General features: G+C 36.9%; 25 protein-coding genes. 1 reads left to right on the top strand and 24 read right to left on the bottom strand.

All coding sequences use genetic code 11. The features are described 5' to 3' along the window. Window positions 1-5: 5 nt before the first annotated feature. The 23 genes from AS180_RS04180 to AS180_RS04280 form a co-directional block, all read right to left on the bottom strand. Window positions 6-1940 carry an asparagine synthase-related protein gene (locus tag AS180_RS04180; protein WP_062686467.1) on the bottom strand — a complete coding sequence of 645 codons (1935 nt, stop codon included), beginning with the start codon at window positions 1938-1940 and terminating at the stop codon, window positions 6-8. 135 nt (window positions 1941-2075) lie between these two features. Next, complete coding sequence (locus AS180_RS04185) at window positions 2076-3632, bottom strand: lipopolysaccharide biosynthesis protein (RefSeq protein WP_062686468.1); 1557 nt, start codon at window positions 3630-3632, stop codon at window positions 2076-2078. A 14-nt stretch (window positions 3633-3646) separates the two neighbouring features. Further along, a complete protein-coding gene (locus tag AS180_RS04190; protein ID WP_062686469.1) occupies window positions 3647-4837 on the bottom strand; it encodes a glycosyltransferase in 1191 nt (396 codons plus the stop codon). Between the two features lie 48 nt (window positions 4838-4885). Beyond that, entirely contained in the window at window positions 4886-6067 is a 1182-nt protein-coding gene (locus tag AS180_RS04195; protein WP_062686470.1) for a glycosyltransferase, read from the bottom strand. A gap of 4 nt (window positions 6068-6071) precedes the next feature. Continuing rightward, window positions 6072-6818, bottom strand: a complete 747-nt coding sequence (locus AS180_RS04200; protein ID WP_062686471.1) for a glycosyltransferase family 32 protein — start codon at window positions 6816-6818, stop codon at window positions 6072-6074. A 19-nt stretch (window positions 6819-6837) separates the two neighbouring features. Continuing rightward, complete coding sequence (locus tag AS180_RS04205; RefSeq protein ID WP_309599122.1) at window positions 6838-7194, bottom strand: helix-turn-helix domain-containing protein; 357 nt, start codon at window positions 7192-7194, stop codon at window positions 6838-6840. Window positions 7195-7216: 22 nt separating this feature from the next. Beyond that, a complete protein-coding gene (locus AS180_RS04210) occupies window positions 7217-8374 on the bottom strand; it encodes an aminotransferase class I/II-fold pyridoxal phosphate-dependent enzyme (protein WP_062686473.1) in 1158 nt (385 codons plus the stop codon). A 9-nt stretch (window positions 8375-8383) separates the two neighbouring features. Next, on the bottom strand, window positions 8384-9028 hold the full coding sequence (locus AS180_RS04215) for an acetyltransferase (RefSeq protein WP_062686474.1): 645 nt from the start codon (window positions 9026-9028) through the stop codon (window positions 8384-8386). A gap of 1 nt (window position 9029) precedes the next feature. Beyond that, window positions 9030-9629, bottom strand: coding sequence for a sugar transferase (locus AS180_RS04220; RefSeq protein WP_062686475.1), 600 nt, complete (start codon window positions 9627-9629; stop codon window positions 9030-9032). Between the two features lie 8 nt (window positions 9630-9637). Further along, window positions 9638-9823 carry a hypothetical protein gene (locus tag AS180_RS04225; protein WP_062686476.1) on the bottom strand — a complete coding sequence of 62 codons (186 nt, stop codon included), beginning with the start codon at window positions 9821-9823 and terminating at the stop codon, window positions 9638-9640. A gap of 10 nt (window positions 9824-9833) precedes the next feature. Continuing rightward, a complete protein-coding gene (galE, locus tag AS180_RS04230) occupies window positions 9834-10877 on the bottom strand; it encodes a UDP-glucose 4-epimerase GalE (RefSeq protein ID WP_062686477.1) in 1044 nt (347 codons plus the stop codon). Between the two features lie 35 nt (window positions 10878-10912). Further along, window positions 10913-11989, bottom strand: coding sequence for an EpsG family protein (locus tag AS180_RS04235; protein ID WP_062686478.1), 1077 nt, complete (start codon window positions 11987-11989; stop codon window positions 10913-10915). 30 nt (window positions 11990-12019) lie between these two features. Further along, window positions 12020-12910, bottom strand: coding sequence for a glycosyltransferase family 2 protein (locus AS180_RS04240; RefSeq protein ID WP_062686479.1), 891 nt, complete (start codon window positions 12908-12910; stop codon window positions 12020-12022). Continuing rightward, window positions 12876-14024, bottom strand: a complete 1149-nt coding sequence (locus AS180_RS04245; RefSeq protein WP_090752714.1) for a glycosyltransferase family 1 protein — start codon at window positions 14022-14024, stop codon at window positions 12876-12878. Before AS180_RS04245 ends, AS180_RS04240 begins: the two co-directional genes overlap by 35 nt. Next, window positions 14009-15139, bottom strand: a complete 1131-nt coding sequence (locus AS180_RS04250) for a glycosyltransferase family 4 protein (RefSeq protein WP_062686480.1) — start codon at window positions 15137-15139, stop codon at window positions 14009-14011. Before AS180_RS04250 ends, AS180_RS04245 begins: the two co-directional genes overlap by 16 nt. A 30-nt stretch (window positions 15140-15169) precedes the next feature. Further along, on the bottom strand, window positions 15170-16990 hold the full coding sequence (locus tag AS180_RS04255; RefSeq protein ID WP_062686481.1) for a polysaccharide biosynthesis protein: 1821 nt from the start codon (window positions 16988-16990) through the stop codon (window positions 15170-15172). 232 nt (window positions 16991-17222) lie between these two features. Further along, the gene (locus tag AS180_RS04260; protein WP_064484033.1) at window positions 17223-17876 is read right to left on the bottom strand and encodes a CpsD/CapB family tyrosine-protein kinase; all 654 of its coding nucleotides are present in this window, start codon (window positions 17874-17876) and stop codon (window positions 17223-17225) included. Next, complete coding sequence (locus AS180_RS04265; protein WP_062686483.1) at window positions 17866-18600, bottom strand: YveK family protein; 735 nt, start codon at window positions 18598-18600, stop codon at window positions 17866-17868. Before AS180_RS04265 ends, AS180_RS04260 begins: the two co-directional genes overlap by 11 nt. A gap of 93 nt (window positions 18601-18693) precedes the next feature. After that, a complete protein-coding gene (locus tag AS180_RS22200) occupies window positions 18694-18846 on the bottom strand; it encodes a hypothetical protein (protein ID WP_156413438.1) in 153 nt (50 codons plus the stop codon). A 218-nt stretch (window positions 18847-19064) separates the two neighbouring features. Next, the gene (locus tag AS180_RS22205; protein WP_119543706.1) at window positions 19065-19178 is read right to left on the bottom strand and encodes a paeninodin family lasso peptide; all 114 of its coding nucleotides are present in this window, start codon (window positions 19176-19178) and stop codon (window positions 19065-19067) included. Window positions 19179-19367: 189 nt separating this feature from the next. Further along, window positions 19368-19697, bottom strand: a complete 330-nt coding sequence (locus AS180_RS04270; protein WP_062686484.1) for a helix-turn-helix domain-containing protein — start codon at window positions 19695-19697, stop codon at window positions 19368-19370. 117 nt (window positions 19698-19814) lie between these two features. Next, on the bottom strand, window positions 19815-20000 hold the full coding sequence (locus AS180_RS04275; protein ID WP_062686485.1) for a hypothetical protein: 186 nt from the start codon (window positions 19998-20000) through the stop codon (window positions 19815-19817). Between the two features lie 144 nt (window positions 20001-20144). After that, window positions 20145-20978 carry a class III extradiol ring-cleavage dioxygenase family protein gene (locus AS180_RS04280; protein ID WP_062686486.1) on the bottom strand — a complete coding sequence of 278 codons (834 nt, stop codon included), beginning with the start codon at window positions 20976-20978 and terminating at the stop codon, window positions 20145-20147. Between the two features lie 149 nt (window positions 20979-21127). On the opposite strand from AS180_RS04280, the gene AS180_RS04285 reads away from it, so the two are divergent. Then, window positions 21128-22036 carry a VanW family protein gene (locus AS180_RS04285; protein WP_061785237.1) on the top strand — a complete coding sequence of 303 codons (909 nt, stop codon included), beginning with the start codon at window positions 21128-21130 and terminating at the stop codon, window positions 22034-22036. A gap of 188 nt (window positions 22037-22224) precedes the next feature. Here AS180_RS04285 and AS180_RS04290 read toward each other — a convergent pair whose 3' ends face one another. After that, a complete protein-coding gene (locus AS180_RS04290; RefSeq protein ID WP_025910509.1) occupies window positions 22225-23358 on the bottom strand; it encodes an NAD(P)/FAD-dependent oxidoreductase in 1134 nt (377 codons plus the stop codon). Window positions 23359-23365: the final 7 nt, after the last annotated feature.

Consider the following 23365-nt stretch of genomic DNA (forward strand, 5'->3'; position numbering starts at 1 on the left):
CCCTTTCAATTCATTTTTTTCATAAACCGATAAAAAATTAGGCTACGCATAAGCAATCGAAAGCGAAGGTCGAAAATCAATTCAGGCTTCGGGATAGTACCAATCGTCTTTTTAGCTTCTTTTAAAGAAGCCATATCAAGATAACAAGCCATTTGTTCATCAGAAATTAAAGCTTCAACTTCCTGTAGAAAACTTGGCCATGCTTGAACCATACGTAAAGTCCCGTCAGCGCCTTGCACACCTTTCACCTTTTGATTCATACGAATGTTATCCGGAAGCATCCCTTTTGTAGCTCTTCTAATCAGCGATCTGTCAACTCCATCTTGTACGTATTGAGATTCTGGGACGGATAAGCAAAAACGAATCACGCGCAAATCGTTGGTCGGGTCTCGATCCCACACACCATACCGTACAGATAGTTTAGAGCCATATGTACCAGTAATATTCCAATAATAAGGGTGTTCAAATTGTTTCTCTTTCACTTCATATACGCTGGTTATAGCATTTCCTGTTAAATCAATTTGGTGCTTCTTCAGCTTTTTATATACGTCTTGCTTTCGAGCAAAGTTGGGATTAACCATTTGTGGAAATTGACTTTCTTGCTTTCGGTACGACGACAAATGTAGTAGTGGAAAAGCTTTTCTACGGACAAAATGAAAAACCCTTGAGCGAGTAACGCCGATGTTTTGACTATACAGTTTCATCTCGTGAGACAGCTTTTTCAAAGATAACTTCTTCAAAAGAGATGCCTGGTAGTCAAGCGCATGCCCCCAAGAAATTGTCCAGTTTCCTCTTTGACCATTTAACAAAATACCTATATTCTGTCGCGCAGCTTCCTCATAAATTCCTTTAAGCCAAAACGTGTTCTCAAAAAATTTGTAGGGCATTTCTAATAAGTTAATCCAATCATCGATTTCCGTAAATGGATTTCGCTCTTTAAAATCTAGATAAGTATCTTCTATATTCCCTAAATATTGGACAGTTGATTTTATAAATTTTTTCTCATTAGCTATTCTATATTTTGGCGTCCAATCAACGAAATCTTGAATAGGTACATAGCTAAAGGTGCGAAGTTTTTCCTCTCGATTTCGTAAAGCTTTCGCAGCGAAGCTAACAACTGACCCTGAATCCAATCCCCCGCTTAAATGTGCACCAATTGCTTTATGCGTACGAATTCTTGAGCTAATAGCTACTTGAAAAACTTCTTTAAATGCTTCTTCATATTCCTCGTTTGTTTTCAATAGCAAGTCTTGTTGCTGAATAAATGCATAGCGTGTTAGCGTTACGCGTCCGCTTTTGACGATGATTTGATAACCAGGAGACAGCTGCTTGATCTGTTCGTATACCGTTGAAGATGTATCAACGGACTCAAAGTTCCACGGAATTGTTAAGAATTCTGCTATCCACTCTTCATTTCTTTTTGACCTCACGAATGGCAGATGTAACAGCGGGCGAACAAGGGTAGAAAATGCGAATGTTTCGTAACCATGATGATAATAAAGTGTACGAGCTCCTGAGAAGTCTCTTGCCCCAAACAACTGGTTTTCGCTTTCATCCCAAATCATAAAAGCAAAGTCACCAATTAAATAACTTGGACAGCTACTATTCCAGCGCTCATATGCAAGTAAGATTAGCTCCGTATCAGAAATGTCTCCCCAAGCGTTTTTATCAACACCTAGCTTTAAAAAAAGCTCTTCACGATTGTCAATGATAGCATCCGCTGTGATAACAAGCTTTTTCTCTAAATTATAAAATGGGATAGGTTGAGAAATAGATTCAGGCGTAATCCATTGATTATGACAACCCAAAAACAAACCTTTTTGACGCCAAACCTGAATATCATCGGCTGGGTATGATTGAAATGAACGCATTACCCGGTTTATTTCTTCGGTTGATACTTCTCTTGAATTAAAATGGTATATACCAGCAATTGCACTCACTTCTCTACTCCCCACTTTTCTATTCTTAATAAAGAACACATAATTAAAAAATATATCTCATTTTTGTTCTTTATAAAGAACTTTACTATACTTCTTTCTTCATTGCAATACTGTTTCTTCCAGTTTTGTCGTCAATTATTGACCTCTACTAAAACCTTTTTGGAAAGAAAAACGAGAACGACTAGCCGCTAAGCTGTTTACTACTAACTTCTTAAAATAAGAAAACTCCGGTGTACGATGAAAAAGTGCCCAATAGAAACCATTAATAATAACTAAATTAAGCACACAATTGGATAAAAATAACAGAATACTATCTGAACCTTTAAGACTAGACGTCACCAAATGCGTTACGAACAAAGGAATTAAAGCAAATAGTAAATACTTAAAATAGAGCTGGAAGTATTGGCGTAAAGGCTTATGAAATACATATTTATATACCATTTTTGGTTTAACCCAAAAGATAACCGCTATGTTGCTGATGAGCGTTCCTAAAAAAACACCTGATAAACCCATCACTTTTACCAGCACAAGTGACGCAACGATATTCACAGCACCTTCAATTAAAGGAGCATATCGATCTTGATAAAATATTCCACCCGCTTCTTTAAATCGATCTACCGACCCTCGCATTAAAAAAATATACAAATTTACTAATATGAGGCCAATCGTTAGTGAGTCTAATAGCTGTTCTTCATTAAGCCATATCAAAATAAACGAATTAATCGTATTCCACAGTGAAATAACCATACATGACACCAACCAAAAGCTTATAAAAAATAAACGTTGATGAACGACAAACGCATTTTCTCGATTATTTTCTGTGAGCAGCTGGCCAATGCTTGCTGTTATACCTGATAAGCCGTTTAGTATGGTAGCTTGAAACGCACTAATAATCATATAGTAATTATTAAACACTCCTACTACTCCTAGGTTAATATAGTAAGCCATGATGATATTATCTGTACTAAACACCAAGATACCGCCAATTTTATGAAAGAACATGGCTTTCATATTCTTCGTTAACTCTCTTTTTTCTGAAGGTTCTATTTCTCCCTTTGCCTCAAATACCCAAGCAAACTTTTTATGAATTAAGCGATTTAATATATAATAAAAGAGAAGGTTAATAACGAGCTGAATAATCAAGAAAGCATATAAGCTTGGATATAGTTTTAATAACACAAACTGTAAAGCAAAGGTCCCCAGCTTAGCTAAGGTCATGCTCACAGCTATTCGATATTCTTCTTGTGCTACAATGAGCAAACTAAATTTATATGAAAAAAAATAGGTGATAACGCTATTCGCTAAAAATAAAAGAAAGTATATTCTTGCGTCCATTATATTCAAATTTCCTTTTATAAACAGCGGTAAAAACGGTAGCATACATATACCTACGCCCAATATAATTGCACCAATTATTTTATAAAATTTAGCATAATAATTAAGGTATCCTTTAATCTTGATTGTATTTCTTTCAGCAAATGGTTGATATAAAGCATATACAATTGCACTACCAATACCTAATTCTAGAATTGATAGCATCCCAATCATGCTAGTATATAGCGCAGTAAGCCCTAGTAGTTCGTTACCTAAAGCATCAATAAAAGCTTTTCTCACTATAAAGGCGGGAAATAATAGTAGAATAAAAGATAATACGTTCATCACCGCATTTAAGGTTGCTTTTTGTACTCTCATTTCATCTTCCACCTTTATTTTGCGGCCTCAAGTAAGGAATACACCTTGAAGATTTCAGCTTCTGTCCCTACTTGTTCATGGCTCAGCTTTTCACAGACAGACTTTTTTAATTCACTATCACAAATCATTTCTTGAATACCTTTAGCCAAACTGACAGCGTTCATTTTTACAATTAATCCATTCTCTCGATCTCTAAGCTGATTATAGACAATCGGAAAATTAGTAGCGACAATCGGCTTTTTCAATAGCCTCGCTTCCGCCATAGCTAAACCATAGCCTTCTAATTTAGAAGGTTGCACGTAGATATCCGCCTGATGTAAAAAAGGATAGGGATTTTGATATGTGCCTAAAAAAACAAATACACCTTCTAAGTGGTAGGCGGCTACTTTTTGCTTTAGGTTCTGTTCTAGTGAGCCTTCACCAATTGCGTACCACTTTATATTGAAGCCTTGCTTTTTTAATCTATAGCACGCTTCAATGGCAAGATCATAGCCCTTTTGCTCAACAAGTCGCCCTATTGTCAATATTCTTATGCCATCGAACAAATCAGTAAACCCTCCTTTTTTTATTGCCATCTCATAAATGAGCGCAGGAGAGATAATATCATAAATGACTTCCACTTTTTTTGCTATGCTTGGTAGCTCAGTCGTCAACACTTCTTTACATGAATCCGAAACAGCAATAATATGGTGAAATTGATTATAGTAATACACATCAAATTTTTTATGATGACGAATTAATTTGTAGTCAGTATTTACCCAGGCAAGTTTTTTAGCTGCCTGTACTTTCTCTGCTACAAAATAAGTTGGCATTCCTTGACTATATGCAATCGCTACGTCATATCTTTGTTCTAGCGGTTCCATTCCTCTATTCGCCCATGTCCATAAAATTTGAGAGGAGTGCATTGTTTTCTTTTTTAAAGGGTTACGCAAAGCAAGCGATGCGAACGTTCTAAAATAGAGTGATTTAAACTCTTTTTCTTTTACTAAATCTACTCGCTTTTTAGCTTGCTTTTTCATATACGCAGGCTGCGGTAAAATAGTAACTTCCTTTGGAAGCATATTTAAATAGAGCCCCTCAATTGAAAATAATAGTAAATCTACTTTATATTTTTGATAATTAAAACAAGCTAATAGTGAGATTAGGCTTTTTTCGGCCCCTCCACTATTTAAAGAGTCTATTACAATTAGGATCCGTTTTTTCATTTAGTTTGCCTCACTTTTCACACGTCTTCTATTTAAGAATACGGCAACCTAGTTCATTAACTCATAAAGCTTCTCTAATTCTTTCTCATTGTGATAGTTTATACTTTTACACTTAGAAGTTAGCTGACTCCTCAAACCCGAGTTATGTAGCATTTCTTCAATTCCACTTGCTATTCCTTCTATAGAAGCTTCACATATAACGCCGTCTTCATAGCTCTTCACCTGACTCACAGCCGTTGGGTAGTTCGTAATAAGCACCGGCTTTGCAAGGATTTGCGCCTCACATATCGTTACTGCTTTCCCTTCGTACCTGGAAGGCTGCACGTATAGATCGGCTGCTTTTATATACGGATATGGATTCATTTTTTTTCCTACCAGTAGGAAATCATTCTCTAAATTATTTTCTTGGATTAACGATTGAAGCATCTCCTCATCCCCACCATATCCAACCACGTACCAGGCGATATTGCTATGTCCTTTTGCTTTCAAGTATTTGAATGCTTGCACAGCTCGATCAATCCCTTTAGCATGAGAAAGCCTAGCTACCGTGACAATTTTAAATCGATTATCTTTCGCCATTCGAGATTCTAAAGGCTCATTAGCTTGATTTTCAATAAGCTTAGGGGAGCGAATGTTTTCAACCACTGTTGTTTTATCAGCTAAAGAAGGATACTTTCTTAAGAATGCTTGTTTACACTCTTCTGACACCGCTACGATGTGGTTAAACTGTTTCCATACTTTAAGGTCGAGTACCTTATCCGTTTTGATCGTAGAAAAATCAGTATGTATCCACGCAATTTTAATTTTAGCCTGTACTTTTTCTGCTACAAAATCATGTGGCCATAGATAGCTAATTGCTACATCATACTCTTGCTTCAGAGCAGGTAAGAAAGGCAGAGTATACCTCCACATATACTGCATTTGCTTATAGCCACTTTCAGCACTTTTACAGTAAGCTACTCGATACTTAGCTAAAAGTCGAGCTAGCGCAATGGGGAACTGCTTATCTTTTATATTTTGAACAATTGATTTACGAAACGTTTTATATGCTTTTAATTCTGGTAACAGTTTAGCTTTTGATGGTAAGTCCGCAAATAAATCTCCTGTATGACTATGAAGATGAAGATCTACTTCATATGCTTCATAATCAAAATGACCGAGCATACTTAATAAGCTACGCTCCACACCTCCTACTTCCATGTCAAACGAAGAGATTAACATTTTCTTCATGGCTTCACGATCCCTTCGTTATAATGCTACGAATATATGCTAAGTTGTTACCACCAATAAGCTTGACAACTGCTTGCTTTGCCATTCCTTTCGCTTTTTGCCGTGGGGAAAGCCAGCTTTTATAAAAATGGTGGACCGCGTACGTTTCTTCCGTTTGAAGTAGACGACAGTTTATATAATCGTACGGTGAAAAATAACTTTGCGGATAAATAACTGCCATTTCTTCAATATACTGTTGCTCTCCTGTTCTTTTCATTCCCATTTTTTCAAACATTTTTGTCATAACAGCGACGTTTGTCAGCTGGTTGTAGGATCCATCTTTTTGAATAAAGCTTTGCCCATCATAATAATCAAGCATGTTCTTTATAATAGGATGTTCTTTCATAGCACCAAATGTACTTGTCGCGACAAAACTTTTTTCTTCAAAGCCAAAGAAAGACTGATTGATTAACAAATTATCAAAAGATTTAAACAGTTCTACATCTGTGTCTAAATAAATTCCGCCCATGTTATACAACGCTTGCATTCGAACATAATCACTGACAAATGCATACTGCTCTTGTTTATACGCTTCTTTCACGTATTGGTTAGACTCTAACGATGTATTTGATTCATTCCACTCAATGATTTCGTAATCTTTCAAACAATCTCGCCAGCTTTGAATACACTTTTGAACTAATGGAGGCTTTTCTTTATTACCAAACCAGCAGTAATGAATAATCTTAGGGATTGTCTCTTTGGATTTAGCCACCTCTCATAACTCCTTCCTACTATTCTACCAACGTATTTTTCGTTTCCTGCTGCCATTTAATAAACGCAAAAACCCTTTTATACTCTTCTAACTGTTCTTTTTTCACACCTATCTTCTTTAGTTCATCAATAAAATCTAGCCATTCTTGTTCCGGGAGAGAGTCATGTTGAGGTTGTAATTCTAATAACCAATTAAATTCGACGCCCAATACTGCTGCAATCTTCTCAACAACTTGTATAGATGGGTTTTGGTTTACATTTCGTTCAATATTGCTTAAATATGACTTTGAGACATTTGATCTTTCTGCAAGCTCTGACAAAGTTAAGCCTCTTGATTTACGAATCCTATATATATTATCTCCTATCATTATATACATACCTCATACTTTCTCTTATTGACTACACGATTGAATGACTGCTGGTCATCATACTAGTTTGCAATAGCTTAATAACAGCTGTTTGTTCACCTACGGAGAGGTTGGAACCAGATGGTAAACACACTCCTGTATAAAAAAGCGTTTCAGCAATATGCTCGACTTCAGAATGGCTATAGTAAAGGCAGCCTTTAAATAGTGACTGTAAGTGCAAAGGTTTCCATACAGGTCTTGCTTCAATTTTGTTTTTCTTTAAGACATTTATAATTTCTTTAGGCTTTATGTTTAGCTTGTCACAATCAATTGTAAGGGCTGTCAGCCATCGATTGGTGATAGTCTCTCGTAGCTCAGGCATGAACGCAACGCCGTTAATATGAGATAAACGTTTATAATAGCGCTGAAATACTGCTCTCCTAGCTTCAATTCGTTTCTGTAAAACATTTAATTGAGCCAAACCAATTCCAGCCAATATGTTGCTCATCCGGTAATTGTATCCCATCGTGCTATGCTCATAGTGAATCGCTGGATCCCTTGCTTGTGTTGCTAAAAACTTCGCTTTGTTCAATGCTTCTTCATTATTTGAAACAAGCATTCCACCACCTGATGTCGTAATAATTTTGTTGCCGTTAAATGAATAAATACCAAAATCACCGAACGTTCCTGTATACTGGCCTCTATAAGTGGAGCCTAGAGATTCAGCAGCATCTTCAATTACAGGTACCTTATATTTCTGACAAAGTTCCATAATTTCGTTCATCCTTGCACTTTGTCCATACAAATGAACGACAATTACAGCTTTAGGTAACTGATTTATTTGAACAGCTTCTTTCAATGCTCTTTCTAGTGCACGTGGAGACATATTCCATGTATCTGGCTCTGAGTCAATAAAAACCGGTTCTGCTCCTTGATAAAGAATGGGATTAGCACTTGCCACAAATGTTAGAGTTGAGCAAAATACCCGATCTCCTTTTTTAACTTCTAGCAAAGAAAGAGCTAAATGAATGGCAGCAGTACCTGAACTTACTGCTACAGCTCCTTTAGCTCTTACGTATAAGGCTACTTCTTGCTCGAACCGGTCAATATTAGGGCCTACTGGTGCAATCCAATTCGTTTGAAATGCTTGTTGAATATACCTTTGCTCTTCTCCACTCATATGAGGAGGCGATAAATAAATTTGGTACATGGAACTTACTCACCTTCTTTCTGCTTTTATGGAGTTATTATTTTTCACTATTGCTGGCGAGCCCACTGCTATACAATAACTTGGTAAATCTGATGTAACCGTTGAGCCAGCACCAATTATTGACCATGCTCCAATTTTTTTTTGAGGGATAACGGTAGCTCCTGCTCCAATAAATGCGCCTTCACCTATTGTTACTTCACCTGTAATCGTAGCTCGAGGAGCAGCATGTACATAATCTTCTAGTAAACTATCGTGTTCAATGATTGCACCTGAGTTGATAATGCAATGTTTTTTTATCACTGCACCAGCATTAACAACCGCATATGGCATAATAACGGTTCCATTACCAATCTCTGCTGTTTGACTGATAACAGCCGTTGGATGAATAACAGATAAATACTGACTGGGTGAAAGATTTAACAGCTCCATTAACTGTCTTCTTATTGAATTATCTCCAATAGCAATACTAATTTGAAATACATACGCACTCTCCAATTTTTCTATATACGATATAGGTGCATAAATCACTTCATCCTCAAAGAAATTAGTCTGATATTGATCATCTAACACCGCGATAATGATATAGCCGTTTAAGCGAATTATCTCTTGAATAACTTTACTGTGACCTCCGTTACCTATAACAACAACATTCATCCTATATCACATCTTTCGAACCCGTAAATTTATCCGTCGTGACGTGCCCTTGCTTTGAAACCCCTTCTTTTTTTACAACTTTTAAAGCCGTCAGTAGTAATATTTTCAAATCCAAGCCCATCGTTTGGTTTCGAACATACCAAGTATCTAACGCAAGCTTTTCTTCCCAAGAAAGATTGTTCCGACCGTTCACCTGTGCCCATCCTGTTATTCCTGGTCTAACTGAATGACGAGTTTCTTGTTCTTTTGTATAGAGGGTTAAGTATTCCATTAAAAGTGGTCTAGGTCCCACTAAGCTCATGTCCCCTTTTAAAACATTAACTAATTGGGGAAGTTCATCTAAGCTATATTTCCTTAAAAATAATCCCATTTTGGTTAATCTTATATGGTCAGCTAATAGTTCACCCTCTTCATCTACCGTCGAGTTCATTGTACGAAGTTTGTATACATAAAAAGGTTTCTGCTCTAAGCCAGGACGCTGTTGCTTAAAGAAAATTGGTGAACCTAAGCTAAATTTCACAATCATACAACAAATTAGTAGTATAGGAAATAGCAGAATTAATAAGATAAATGTAACAACAATATCAAGTAAACGCTTCATGTGAACACTTACTCCTTATCTTGTTTACTTTTTGACGTAGCATCTGCTGTCACATTCACGGCTAGTAAACTCTGCTTTAAATCATCGAGTACTTCCGAAAGCGTTAAGTGTGTGGCTACCTGTGCTTTTTTCTCCAATTCAGCTAAAATCCGCCGTAATGTCTGTTCATTTAGTTGCTTAATGTTAGAAGCCATTAAATTCATCCTATTCTGATAAAATTATTTTCTGCACTGATTGAGTGGTGTACCCATTTGGGTTTAATTTCTGCCAATTCCACGTATCTTTACAAATCTCATCAATACCACGAAGCGCAGACCAATTTAATTCTTTTTCCGCTTTCGTTACGTCAGCAAAGCAAATGGCCGTGTCACCACTTCGACGATTCGTTGTACGAAACGGAATATTTTTCTTTGAAGCAAGCTGGAATGCAGCCACTAGTTCCAATACACTATAGCCTTTTCCTGTTCCTAAGTTATACGTATGAATTCCTGTTTGATTCCTCACCTTTTCCATTGCTTTTATATGTCCTATAGCCAAATCTACGACATGAATATAGTCTCGAACTCCCGTACCATCAACCGTCGGATAGTCGTTTCCATAAACATTAAGGTGAGAAAGCCCACCTATTGCTACTTGTGAAAGATATGGCATTAGGTTGCTTGGAATCCCTCGAGGGTCTTCACCGATTAACCCACTCTCATGAGCACCAACAGGGTTAAAATATCTTAGTATTGCAATGCTCCATGAAGCATCTGAGCCATACAAGTCACCTAAAACTTGTTCGATGATCTCCTTCGTTTTTCCATAGGGATTAATCGCTCCTAAGGGGGTTTTTTCTGTAATGGGAACCTGCTTGCTCTTCCCATAAACAGTTGCTGACGAGCTAAATACCATCTTTTTCACCCCGTATTGCTTCATTACATTACATAGTACAAATGTTGAAGTTAAATTGTGCTGATAGTACATCAAAGGTTCCTTTACAGACTCTTCAACAGCTTTGAGACCTGCTAAATGTATAACTGCTTCGATAGGATGTTTTGCAAAGATTTGTTTAAGCTTTTGCTCATCCAGTAGGCTGATACTATATGTAGCGAAAGACTTCTCTGTTAGCTTAGAAACCCTTTTTAATGCTTCAGGATGACTATTTGAAAAATTATCAACTACAATCAGCTCATAGCCTGCATTTAATAGCTCTACGCAGAGGTGACTGCCAATATAACCAGCTCCTCCTGTGACTAAAATAGCCATCTTTTTCCTCCTCCATTCACTTTACTCTTAAACTTTTAAAACCAGTTTAAGAAGTCACTTTTATATATAATATTTAACGTCACCACGTGCTCGTAATAAAAATAAACAAAGTAAAAAGCTAAGATTCCGTAGTAAACGACTTTCTGATCTTTCTCTCGAAATAGCTTGACTAGCCAGGAAATTAAAATTAGCTGATAAAGACCAAAGTAAATGGTAAAGCGAGCAAAGATCCAGTTTTGTGTTGAAACAATCATGAATACAAAGCCAAGAAGCGTCATATTGACGATATAATCACTTTCTGGAAATAATTCTCGCAGCCGCTCTCTCCCTAAATAGGCAATGACTAAAGGTATGGCATTAATCAAAACTCGTAGAAAATTTGCTCCTCCTTCATCAAAGTTTTTGTACTCTGCATACTGGGTATCTTCAATAGCTGAGAACAAGATGTTTATAAATTGGTCAAAGCCAATCACTGCAGTTACAGCTAACAAAACGAGAGCGACTGTAGATTTAGACCATGCTTTTGTCCGAACAACAAAATATAAAGGAAGTAAAATAAATGCGCTTTGATGAAAAAACGAAGCGCATATAACAACTAGAAAATATCCTTTCCATCTACCTTCAATTAGCAGTTTTGTGGCTGTGAAGATAATAGCTGCTGCTAACATTTGCCTAATACCATTCATTGATACTAAAAATAAACCTCCCGTAATGTATACATAAAGGCTTAAATCTAGCATTCTCGAATATTTATAGAGGACGGTTACAACCAAAACATTTGTTATTAAAGCTGTTGAAAAGATGAGAAGCTGTGGATCTTGTGAAAGGTTCTTTAGCTGCATTTGAAACAACCCAAACCCGATGTCTTTTTGACTCATCACATATTGCCACGTAAAATCATTGGATGTGTAAATATCTATATAAGCCAATGTATCGCCGATATTTGATCTCAAACCTGAAATACAAACAAGCGCCATCAGCGCTCCTGTAACAAGAAGCTTATTAGGGCGAATTTCAACAGGTGAACCTGATTCCATTAAAGGTGTAGCTGCATACCGTGAAAAAAAAGACAACAAAAAGACAATAATTAGGTTTAACCATAAAAGAGCCATTTGAAAAGATCCTTTCATTTAAACCAAGTTTTAGGATATAAACATTCTCGTTTTTAACGTAATATAGCCATATAGCGTAATACCAAGTGGGACAGCTAACAGAGTTATTGTTTTAAGAGGTGTCTCCTTTAAAAACTGACCGTTCCGGCTGATGAGGCTGCTTGATACATAATGAACAGCTTGGCGAAATTTAAACAGAGGGCTGGCAAAAGGAAGTTTCATCAACTCTTTTCTGTAAAATGCAAACCCCTGTGGATTCTTTAGATACTGTGATAACATATTTTGAGATGATCCATCGGGAAGATATTCTACACAGCACAAAACTTCGTTCATTAAAAGCAGCTCATAGTCTTTATCAAGCATGTGATACTTATAAGCAAGCCCGACATATTTTTCACCTTCAAACAGTGGATATGGATATCTTTTAGTTAGTTCTGTTCGATATACAAGCTTTTTATCTCCTGTAACGCCGTGCTTATGATAAAGATGAAACAGCGTTGACTGCTTTAATTCTTCAGGAAAAGCCGTTCCGATGATAGTGCCGTTACGGTTTGAATCTAACCCCATAATTCCGCTTACGCTGCTATTTCCGTATCGCTTCCAATGCTGTATAATCTTCTCTACCGCGTCTCTTGGCATGTAATCGTCTGAGTCGATACAGACATTCAGTTCTGTATCTATTAATTCATACGCCTTATTGTGTGCAGCGTGCATGCCTTTATTTTCTTGGAAACAATAGGAGATATCTACATCTCCTTCTTCTTTCCAAACAGCCACTTTTTGACGAGTATCATCCGTGGAGCCATCATCGATAATTAACCAAATAAAGTCTTTGCACGTTTGGACTTTTAAACTTTCATAACAATCGTTCAAACAATATGCCCGATTATATGTTGGCGTAAAAATGGTTATGGTTTTCATCATGGCCCTCCTTCATGCACACCCGATAAAAATGCTCAATTTTTTCAGCTTGATGCTTAATGTTATAGCCTTTTCTATCTAATAAATAAGCCACTTCTTTTCGAGGCAAAGAAGGGTCTATAAAAGATAGAACCCTTTCCCACTCCTTCGCCTTATCTAGTGATAATCGCTGAATAAGACCACATTCCATGTCAACTTCTTCACTGATGTCATCAGAGATGATACAGGGTAGACCACATGCTTGTGCTTCAATCAAGGTTAAGGGTAACCCTTCATGTACTGAAGGAAAAACAAAGCAATCAAACCCTTGCAAGATCTCATGAACATCTGAGCGAACGCCTAATAATCTAACGCTTTGTGCGAGCTCCAGTTCTTTAATTTGCTTTTCAATCTCGCTTTTTAATACTCCCTCTCCAACGAGGACCAGCACGGTATTTTGATTTTTTTGATGAACTTTATGAAATAATTCAAGTAAAAAGCGATGGTTTTTCTGATGGTTAAAGCGACCAACATGTCCCCATACAAGTGTACGTTCATTAACGCCCCACTCTGCACGAGCTTTCTGCCTTGCTTGCTGACAATAGCGGAATCGATCCACGTCAACTCCGTTGTTCAACAGAATGACTTTCCTGTCATGCTTCTGAAATAACCAGCTAGCAGCTGCTTTTGAACAAGCATATAAGTGTGTAGCAGATGGGACAATTCGAGTTCCTGCATACCATTTATAAGTGCGCGCCACTAAACCACCTTCACTTCTCGTATTATGACTATGGGCAATTCGAATTGGAATTTTAGCTTTTTTAGCTGTTTGCAGTACAAAACCACTCATTTTATCTAAATGAGCGTGTACAATTTGATAAGTGTGATGTTGTTGAAAAAATAAGTAGAGTTGCTTTAAATACAAGCGGTGACCAACTTCAGTTACATATGGAATACGGTAGACCTTTCCACCCAGTTCTTTTATTTCTGAATCAAAAACCCCTTCTTTGCATGTTAAAAAATCAAACTGAACTTTAGAACGGTCGATGTTGCGGTACAAATTCATGAGCAACGTTTCTGCTCCACCTCTGTTCATATTAACGACAACATGAAGTACTCTTAATTTGCAATCCACCGTTTCTCTTCCTTTCTCATACATGCTTCGTAGATTGCTCTTTTTCTATCCATTACTTTCTCTAAACTGTAATGATTCATAATTGCGTTTCTCCCTTTCATGCCCATTCTATATTTTAATTCTTGGTTTGTTGCTAGCTCTTCAATATAAGAAGCAAATTCTTGCAGAGTATGAGCAATGAAGCCGTTTTGTCGCTGCTGAATTAGTTCTCTATGTCCTCTATTATCTGTACCTACGATCGGTAACCCACATGCCATGGCTTCCATTACATTGACGGGTAGACCTTCTCTAAAACTTGAAGCAACAGCAACATCGCAAAGCGGCAGTAATTCATTTAAGTCCTTATGGTACCCTAAAAACTCAACGCTTTCTCTTACACCTAATTGTTCAGCTAATAACCTGCAATTTGCTTGTAAAGGTCCCTCTCCTGCAAGCAACAATTTAGCATGTGGTATTCGTATTTTTAACTCTTTCATTAAATGAATAAGGTACTGTTGATTTTTATTGTGATTAAACTCTCCGGCGTAGATTAGTAAAAAATCCTGAGAATGGTAGCCTAGTATTGTTTTATTAAGATTTTTGGACCTTGGCTTGAATTTATCAGTATTAACCCCTACACCTTTTACATGCACTGTTTTATGCGCTTTTAGTTTTGCTTTAGCCAGATGATAATCTTCACTATTAATTGTAATTAAAACATCAGTGTAAGACGAAATTGCTCGCTCAATTGGATAATATACAAGCCAATTTAATAAAGGTGCCCCTTTATAGAAATGAAAGCCGTGCGCTGTATAAAGGACACACGCTTCATACTTTCGAATTTGTAAAGCCGCTAAGCGCCCTAATATGCCACCCATTGGCGTGTGGCAGTGAATAACTTCATATTGATGCTTTTTCATTAGTTTCTTTAACTCTTTATATGCAAGCAGATTCTTCATATGAAAAGGTGAACGCTGAATAGATAACGCATGCTGGTGAGTGACATATGGTAAATCCATTGTTTTAGCCGCTGCAACATGGACTTCCCACCCTTGTTCTTTAAACCACTTTAAATATGGAAGGTGAAACGCATTGAAGTGAAAATCAACTGTCGCACAAAACAATATTTTAGGCATAGACGAGCGTTCCTTTCTACTACAGTAATATTAACTTGATACAGATAATGTCTTATCTACCTTCTTATTTGCTAAATAAATTAACTCGCTGCGCAGTTCATGCTTATTTAATTCATGAGATGTTGCAAGTAATCTCTCAATCTCTTGAAAATAAGGCGAAGATGTTTTGCCTACGTAAATTTTTGGATAAACCTGTTCCTCATGAACTTCTTCTTTTGTCAATAATTCTTCAAATAGTTTTTCTCCTGGACGAATTCCCGTGTATGCAATGTCAATATCATCCAAACTATAACCAGATAAGGTAATTAAATTTTTAGCTAAATCAACAATTCTCACAGGCTTTCCCATATCTAAAACAAATACTTCGCCACCTTTTGCTAATGCTCCAGCTTGAATAACAAGTCGAGACGCTTCTGGAATCGTCATAAAATAGCGAACCATTTCTGGATCTGTAACGGTCACAGGTCCTCCTGCTTCAATTTGCTTCTTAAAAAGAGGAATAACACTCCCTCTGCTTCCAAGCACGTTTCCAAAGCGGACGGCTACAAATGTTGTTGCACTCTGTTCATTCATATATTGAACAATGGATTCAGCTAGTTTTTTTGTTGCTCCCATAACGCTTGTCGGATTTACGGCTTTATCTGATGAAATCATGACAAATGTGTTCACGTGATTATCACTGGCAGCTCTTGCTACGTTTATCGTGCCAATAACATTGTTTTTTACAGCTTCCTCTGGATTATGTTCCATAAGTGGAACATGTTTATGAGCGGCGGCATGATACACGACGTCAGGAGCATAGTGTTTCATCACACGCATCATTTTTTCAGCATCTTGAATATCTGCAATTTCTGTTATAAAAAGCGTTTTCGTAGTGGGGAATTGTTCTTTTAGCTCTACGCTAATCGAATAAATACTGTTTTCTCCGTGTCCCAATAAGATTAATTGCTTAGGCGCAAACCCTGTAATTTGTCTAGCGATTTCAGAACCAATGGATCCACCAGCTCCCGTAATGAGAACCGTTTTATTTGTTACGTACTTGGCCACGCTTTGCATGTCCATATCTACAGGCTCTCTTCCCAACAAGCTCTCTATCTTCACATCTTGAAATTGATTGACTGATACTTTCCCAGTTACCAAATCTTCAAGCATTGGAAGTGTCTGAGTTTTCACTCGTGTTTTAACACAAGCTTTTGATATGCGATGTAACTGCTTTTTTGTTAAAGAAGGAATTGCAATTATGATATTGTCAATTTTTAAATCACTAACGACCCAATCAATGCTGTCCAAGCCTCCTACAACTCTTACACCTAAAATATCAAGGTGTTGCTTGCTTACGTTATCATCAATAAACGCAACAGGATAAAGCTCACTTTGTTTGTTTTTTACTAGCTGTCGCACAACCATGGTGCCGGCAGAGCCTGCGCCTACAATTAGTGTTCGTTTTTTCTTTTGCTTTTCTTTATTTAAAGAATCTAAATAAACACGCCACACAAATCGTGACCCCCCAATAAGCAAAAGATGCAAAAGCCACGTTATTAATAAAAGTCGAACATGAACGGTCTGTATAATCACTTGTTGAAACACACCGGCCAGCATAACTGAGTAAGAAACAGCTTTTAAAATGATAACGAGCTCCCCTACGCTTGCATACTCCCATGATTTATAATATAAGCCCAATTTAATAGCGAACAGATGGTGCCCAAGCAGCAATACTAGTGAACTCATCCATATTTCAGCAGTTACTATATGAAAGTCACTATTAACAAGAAATCTACTAATGAAGATTGTCATGAAAACAATACATGAATCGATGACGATAAATAGTGATAATCTCTGTCTGTGCGTCATGAATTGATCCCTTTCTTTCTGGAATTAATATAATAAAGTTCTTATGTATAAAGTTCACACTATACTTCATACATAAAAACTTTATTTAAACTAAATAGGCATCTAACCTATCCTCACACCACACTTTTGACGACTAGCGTCTAAGGTTTTGTAACCCACAGCACGGTCGAGTGTCTCCATTGATACAGGTAAGTAGACATCACCTCGTTCTTTATAAAGAACATTTGTATACTTATTTTTCATTAATAATCGTTCCTACTAGCTTTGCATGCGCTAAATCTAAAATATTTTTCGCTTCAATCAATTGCTGAGGTTTGATCTTTCCCTGCTTAAGTACAAGTACAACCCCATGACACCGGTTAGCCATTAACCTTGTTTCCGTAAAATCTAATACGGACGGTGAGTCAATAATCACTACATCGTAGCGATTAACAATAATTTGCATAAGTCGAATCATTGTGTCGCTTCCCAAAAGCTCTGCTGGATTATAAGATGGTTTACCGCTCGTTAAAATTTCAAGCTGACCGATGGCGGGCTGATATATAGCCTCTACTAAATCAGCGGTTCTTTCTAGTACATCTGTAAGCCCAACTTTATTAGACAGCTTAAAAATTGTATGGATGAACGGAGAGCGGAGATTGGCATCAATTAATAACACTCTTTGCTTTTGAGCAATAGAAGTCGCTAGATTCGCTGCAATCATTGATTTTCCAGTTCCTTGCTCTGCAGATGTAATTAACAGCAAGTAGTTCTTTTTCTCTTTCATTAAAAATTGAATATTGGTTCTAATTGTTCGAAACTGATCTGAAATTAAAGAGTTTGGATTTGAGTAAGCAATTAGACTTTGTTTTTTAAAAGCGGATGATTGACTTTTTTTACTTAGCATCAGCAGCTTCTCTCCTTACTTCCATTTCTTTCGCTCGTTTTTTATTAATAGATAAATTTTTCTTATTCATACTTGAGATTACGCCGAGAACTGGAACACCGAGAATATCTTCAATCTCACTATGCTTTCGTAGCGTTACATCTAAAGAGTCCAATAAGAATGCCAAACCCACACCAACTGCTAATCCAAACAAAAAGGTAAAAATAATTGTACGACTTTGGGATTCATTGATGGGATAAGGGTTTTCTTTTGCACCGGATAATAGCTGTACATCTTTAAATTTTAAGATGGAAGCAATTTCATTTTTAAAAACGCGAGCCGTTGTATCCGCAATACTTACTGCCCTTTGTGGAGTCGAGTCAACAACTGAGATGCTCACAACTTGAGATTCGTCAATCCTTGTAACTTGTATTTGATTCGCAATCGACTCTGGAGATTTTTGTAGCCTTAACTCTTCTTTTACTTTTTGCATCATGATAGGATCTTTAATCATGACCATTAACGTTTTCATGTATTCACTATCTGTATTAATAATAATTCGTGTTGATGTTTGATAAAGAGGGGAGCTATTTAAGCCGCTGTAGATAACGCCAATCATTGTAGTAATAGCCGTAATGATTAGAATGACCCAGACTCTTTTCTTTAACACATCATAATATTCCTTTAAATTAATTTCTTTGTCACTTTTACCTCTTTGAAAGGTTTGTATATTCTCACTCTTCATGCTAACCACCCTTATTATGCATGTTCAACAATAATATTGTTCTTTATAAAGAACGTGTCAATATAATGTTTTTTTATTTTTTATCATTTATGCTTAGTGGGTGTTCGGTTCTTTCATAATTGACAACAGGATTCCTTCTTGCATCATTTTTTCAATATGAATGATAACTGGAATTAGAGATGTTGTAGGCCCAACCAACTCAGGACCTGTTTGTTCAACCCACGAGTGATATGAAAAGCGAAGCATACGGTACAGCTTCTTTTCAACGAGGGCTATGTAGTACTTAGGCTGATAGATCTTTGCATGATGGTTAAAAATAGAAAAGAAATGACTGAAGTAACCTTGACGCTGATAGTTTAGATGTAAACAAAGTTTATCTATTTCCCAGGATCACTACATGCTGTGGTTTATAAAAAACCAGAAGATGACCTTGCGAACAACGTAACAAGGCCATCTAGCTGTTATTAGCTGTCTAGGTCATTGTTGGAAGAATCTTTTGATGGCTTGTCTTCCCAACCTTTTAATGTCATTTTGACTTCTAACACTTCAACCGTTGGCGTATTCCATTCTTTTTTCATTTTAATCCTCCTTTATATGCTTTTGTTTCATAACTGCTCATGTACCTCATAAACAAGTAAATAAGAGCAAAAAACACATGTGTTCTTTATAAAGAACACATGTGAATCTTATCACTTTAACATTTTATTGTCAATAATCTTTCGTTATTTTCTGAATTTAAACACCATCTCATTTATTTTTTAAGCAGCTTATTGATTAGTGCGCTGCCACTTTTGAAACTCTAAAAACTGCTTAAATTGTTCTTTACTAACTCCGGAATGTGCCGCTTCTTTTGCAAGCTCTACCCATTCTGCGTCTAACTGTGATTCATCTTTATCACCGGTACCATTGATAAGCGTCTCAACATTAACATTTAATACATTCGACACTTTTGTTAAAAACTGAATTGAAGGATTAAGCTGAATGCCACGCTCTACCGATGAAATATAAGATTTAGCTACCCCAGCTCGTGTAGCAAGTTCGGTTAAAGACATTCCTTTTTTTCCTCTTAACTCTCTAATACGCTGACCAATTTCCATTGTCATCACCCTTAACTGTTACTGTTAAGAGCATTATAACATATTTTCTTTTCCATTACTTATTTTCAAAATACCGATTGTGACAACTGCTACAATTCAGTTTATGTTGACGATTTTTTATTTTACAGGCGTTTTCCACCACCGATATAAATCGACGCAGCTACCCACTAACAAACCACTGAATAGACCGAGCGGTAAAACTGCGATTTCTTCGTATACAACCCCTTCAATAAAGAGCCCAGAAATACAGCCAAATAAAACTCCTACAAAGGTATAATGTCCAAATAAACCCGCTTTCACCACGATAAAAACCTCTTTCTAATTTTTAAAAATAAGTCGATAAACTCACTATTAGTATAAATTACTCATTATCGCGTGTATAGCATTTTAAACAGTGATCCTGTTATTTTATAAAAAAACTGCCTCATACAAACAGCTTTTTGTTAGCTAGTTAAAACTTACCTCTTTAATCTTCCAAGTACCACTGGTTGAAGGTTTTTCTAATTTAAAGCTCACTGTTAAGCTTCTTTGACCTTCACCTCTCTCAACTGCAATAGTTGAAACATTTACTGCTCCCTTTACGATTAAGGGCTGTGTTTCTATCACTGATTGAATTTCTTCTTGTTTGTAATGTAATGCTTCAATCTTTTCCACTTTTGAATAGACTTTTTCTAGCTGTTTTTTACCTACCGCTGCTTTCAACAGTATATCATCTCTTTGTTTAACTCCAATTAAGAAAAGCTGAATGAGTTGTTCTGGTGTAGCTGTAGAAACAAATTTCTCAAGATTATCTCCGGCTTTTAACACCATCATTTGATGATCTGGGTCAGCATGATTTCGTTTATGAGTAGTGCTGCCTAAAAAATGAATGCAAAAATGTCCTGGAAATCCGTTATCTAGCGCCCCGGCCCCGTGTGGCATACCATTCATCGATGCAGCTATAAGCTGTTCTTTTACAGGAATCAGAACTGCTTTTCTATTCCAGCTCCAATGATTGTCATAGATGTATTTCATAACGGCTGTATCGGTTCTTGTTAACGGTTGTACATCTGCATGCTTGTTTCCCGCTCGCCGCTGCACGTTAAAGGATAAACCTGTATCCATATCAATTACCGTAAATTTCTTGCCTTTAAGAAGTAAATGTTGGGCTTCTTTCCATGGTATAATTTTACCTTTTTGTACTGCGCCATAATAAGTTAAAGGATGATTTTTTGCTTTTGCACTTGCTTGAGTCGGCGTAATAAGACTTATAAACAATAAAATAATGAAATATTTGTTCATACATAAACCTCTTTCATGTACATTTTAGCTTTATTAATATACGACAGTTTATGTATTTTATGATTGGCACTTAATAACTAAAAGAAACCTTTATTCGGTTACATGAAATTGTTATGCTTCCTTATACTAACATCGGGAGGGAAATGCGTATGAAACTAACTTGGATGTTAGGTCTTATGTTGGTTGCTCATCCAACTGCGGTATCAGACCATTTGTTATTAACCGATGACAATAAACCAATTACAACCATTAATCGTGCAGATATTCAAAGTGATATTCCAGGCGTTCCACTTATTGATGATGATAAATACGACATGCTATTGAAAAAAATTCAGCCTATTGTGTATAAACCACCTGTTAATGCAAAGCTTGATCGTGCGGGCAACATCATTTCTGAGCAACCTGGCTCACAGCTTAACAGCGTATTATTTAAAGAAGAGTTTTACAGAACCTTTTATAATCATTCACAACCATCCATTAAGATTCCAAAGGTGGCTATTTATCCTAAAGTGGACAGCGAACTGTTAGCATCCGTACGGTCCAAGCAAATTAGTCATTATTATACTTATTTTAATACGCATAATAAAAACCGCTCACACAACATTTCTTTAGCTACAGAAGCCATTAATAATCAAGTTATTTTTCCTGGAGAAACGTTTTCGTTTAATCGTACTGTGGGGCAACGAACAAAAGAAAAAGGCTATCTTCCTGCTAAAATTATCGTGCGTGGTGAATTTTCAGAAGGAATTGGGGGTGGCATTTGTCAAGTTTCCTCAACCTTGTTTAACGCCGTTGATCGTGCGGGATTGGAAGTAACTCAGCGATTTTCACATAGCAAAACGGTTCACTATGTTCCACCGGGAAGAGATGCCACTGTAAGCTGGTACGGTCCTGACTTCAATTTTCGAAACAACTATGACCAACCGCTCCTTATTCGCGCTTATGCAAAGGGAAGTACAGTAAGCATTATACTATTTTCAACAAATGACCTTCGCTACGAACCAAAAAGTGTACCAAGTATTCAAAAAGAAGATCTCGTCCCATCAGCAGTTGACTAAGTAAAAAGATGTGTTCTGCATGCTATATTGAACACATCTTTTTAGTAAAGAGAGAGCTGTACGCAAACAGCAATCCATTCTTCACCACTCCATTATCTTTTCTTATTTTTTTAGGATAAGAGATAAAAATGGAGAGTTTTTATCACTGTATTACGTCTAATCCGCTGATGTATCATCTTAATGATTATTTAGAACATATATTTATTGGCTTGAATTGCATCTTCTACAGAATAGTCTTCAAGAGGTAGCTCAATTTCTTGTCCGAGCGCAAGCTTAGCAAGCTGTGATCCTAAATAAGGTCCTACTGTTAAACCTGATGCTCCAAGTCCATTTGCTAAAAAGACGTTTGAATGTGACGGAACGGCCCCGATAATTGGTAAGAACCCTGGCGTAAACGGTCTGAATCCTACGCGAATTTCATCTATTGCTCCGTCGGCTAATCCAGGTGCTATCTCTAATGCTTTATTAAGCACTTCATAAACCCCACCAGCTGTTACCCGGTAATCAAAGCCCGTGTCGTTTTCATGTGTTGCCCCAATTACAATCTTACCTTGTTCAAAAGCGAGAATATATTGGTCATTGGGTGGCATCACAACAGGTAAAGAACCGGTGTCTTCTTCGTCAAGCTGCAAATGCATAATTTGGGCTTTTTGATACGTAACTTGTAAATCAATCCCAATCGGTTCAAATAGCTCTCTTGCCCAAGCTCCCGCCGTAACGATAACATAATCTGCTTCAATAGTAGCTGAACTTGTAAGAACTCCTCTTATTTTTTTACCTTTATATAGAAGTTTGGCTTCATCATGAATGAGTTTTGCTCCATGTTTTTTGGCCCCTGCAAGCAGAGCTTCACACAATGCTCTTCCATTAACGCGAGCAGCTCCGCTAATGTGAACAGATTGAAAGCCATTTTGTAAAAAGGGAAACTCCCGTTGAGTTTTATCTTCTAGCAAGCGACTGATATCACCAATTTCAGGCGCATCTTCACGTCGCTTGTAAGCCCGCTCTTGCATTTTATCAAGTTTATTTTCATCTGTATGAATACTGATCGCTCCAACCTTTTTATAGCCTGTATTTGTTTCTCCATCCGCTTCTAAGCTTGCAATTAAGTCTTGATAATATTTTGCACCGTACTTAGCTAAACGGTACCAAGCTTTATTACGACGCTGTGACAGCCATGGGCATACAATTCCTGCAGCTGCATCTGTTGCTTGTCCATCATGCTTTTTGTCTACAACCGTTACATCCGCTCCTGATTTGGCTAAATGATAAGCAGTTGATGCTCCTAATATTCCTGCTCCGATAACGATATATGTACTCATTTATTAA

Origin of the sequence: Priestia veravalensis (assembly GCF_001457055.1) — a bacterium.
Classification (GTDB): Bacteria; Bacillota; Bacilli; order Bacillales; family Bacillaceae_H; genus Priestia; species Priestia flexa.

Excerpts from the sequence above, each read along its gene's own strand:
- AS180_RS04185 (WP_062686468.1), bottom strand. The coding sequence starts at position 3,632 with ATGAGAGTACAAAAAGCAACCTTAAATGCGGTGATGAACGTATTATCT.
- AS180_RS04190 (WP_062686469.1), bottom strand. The coding sequence starts at position 4,837 with ATGAAAAAACGGATCCTAATTGTAATAGACTCTTTAAATAGTGGAGGG.
- AS180_RS04195 (WP_062686470.1), bottom strand. The coding sequence starts at position 6,067 with ATGAAGAAAATGTTAATCTCTTCGTTTGACATGGAAGTAGGAGGTGTG.
- AS180_RS04205 (WP_309599122.1), bottom strand. The coding sequence starts at position 7,194 with ATGTATATAATGATAGGAGATAATATATATAGGATTCGTAAATCAAGA.
- AS180_RS04210 (WP_062686473.1), bottom strand. The coding sequence starts at position 8,374 with ATGTACCAAATTTATTTATCGCCTCCTCATATGAGTGGAGAAGAGCAA.
- AS180_RS04215 (WP_062686474.1), bottom strand. The coding sequence starts at position 9,028 with ATGAATGTTGTTGTTATAGGTAACGGAGGTCACAGTAAAGTTATTCAA.
- AS180_RS04220 (WP_062686475.1), bottom strand. The coding sequence starts at position 9,629 with ATGAAGCGTTTACTTGATATTGTTGTTACATTTATCTTATTAATTCTG.
- AS180_RS04225 (WP_062686476.1), bottom strand. The coding sequence starts at position 9,823 with ATGGCTTCTAACATTAAGCAACTAAATGAACAGACATTACGGCGGATT.
- galE (WP_062686477.1), bottom strand. The coding sequence starts at position 10,877 with ATGGCTATTTTAGTCACAGGAGGAGCTGGTTATATTGGCAGTCACCTC.
- AS180_RS04235 (WP_062686478.1), bottom strand. The coding sequence starts at position 11,989 with ATGGCTCTTTTATGGTTAAACCTAATTATTGTCTTTTTGTTGTCTTTT.
- AS180_RS04240 (WP_062686479.1), bottom strand. The coding sequence starts at position 12,910 with ATGAAAACCATAACCATTTTTACGCCAACATATAATCGGGCATATTGT.
- AS180_RS04250 (WP_062686480.1), bottom strand. The coding sequence starts at position 15,139 with ATGCCTAAAATATTGTTTTGTGCGACAGTTGATTTTCACTTCAATGCG.
- AS180_RS04255 (WP_062686481.1), bottom strand. The coding sequence starts at position 16,990 with ATGACGCACAGACAGAGATTATCACTATTTATCGTCATCGATTCATGT.
- AS180_RS04260 (WP_064484033.1), bottom strand. The coding sequence starts at position 17,876 with ATGCTAAGTAAAAAAAGTCAATCATCCGCTTTTAAAAAACAAAGTCTA.
- AS180_RS04265 (WP_062686483.1), bottom strand. The coding sequence starts at position 18,600 with ATGAAGAGTGAGAATATACAAACCTTTCAAAGAGGTAAAAGTGACAAA.
- AS180_RS22200 (WP_156413438.1), bottom strand. The coding sequence starts at position 18,846 with ATGCTTCGCTTTTCATATCACTCGTGGGTTGAACAAACAGGTCCTGAG.
- AS180_RS22205 (WP_119543706.1), bottom strand. The coding sequence starts at position 19,178 with ATGAAAAAAGAATGGAATACGCCAACGGTTGAAGTGTTAGAAGTCAAA.
- AS180_RS04270 (WP_062686484.1), bottom strand. The coding sequence starts at position 19,697 with ATGGAAATTGGTCAGCGTATTAGAGAGTTAAGAGGAAAAAAAGGAATG.
- AS180_RS04280 (WP_062686486.1), bottom strand. The coding sequence starts at position 20,978 with ATGAACAAATATTTCATTATTTTATTGTTTATAAGTCTTATTACGCCG.
- AS180_RS04285 (WP_061785237.1), top strand. The coding sequence starts at position 21,128 with ATGAAACTAACTTGGATGTTAGGTCTTATGTTGGTTGCTCATCCAACT.
- AS180_RS04290 (WP_025910509.1), bottom strand. The coding sequence starts at position 23,358 with ATGAGTACATATATCGTTATCGGAGCAGGAATATTAGGAGCATCAACT.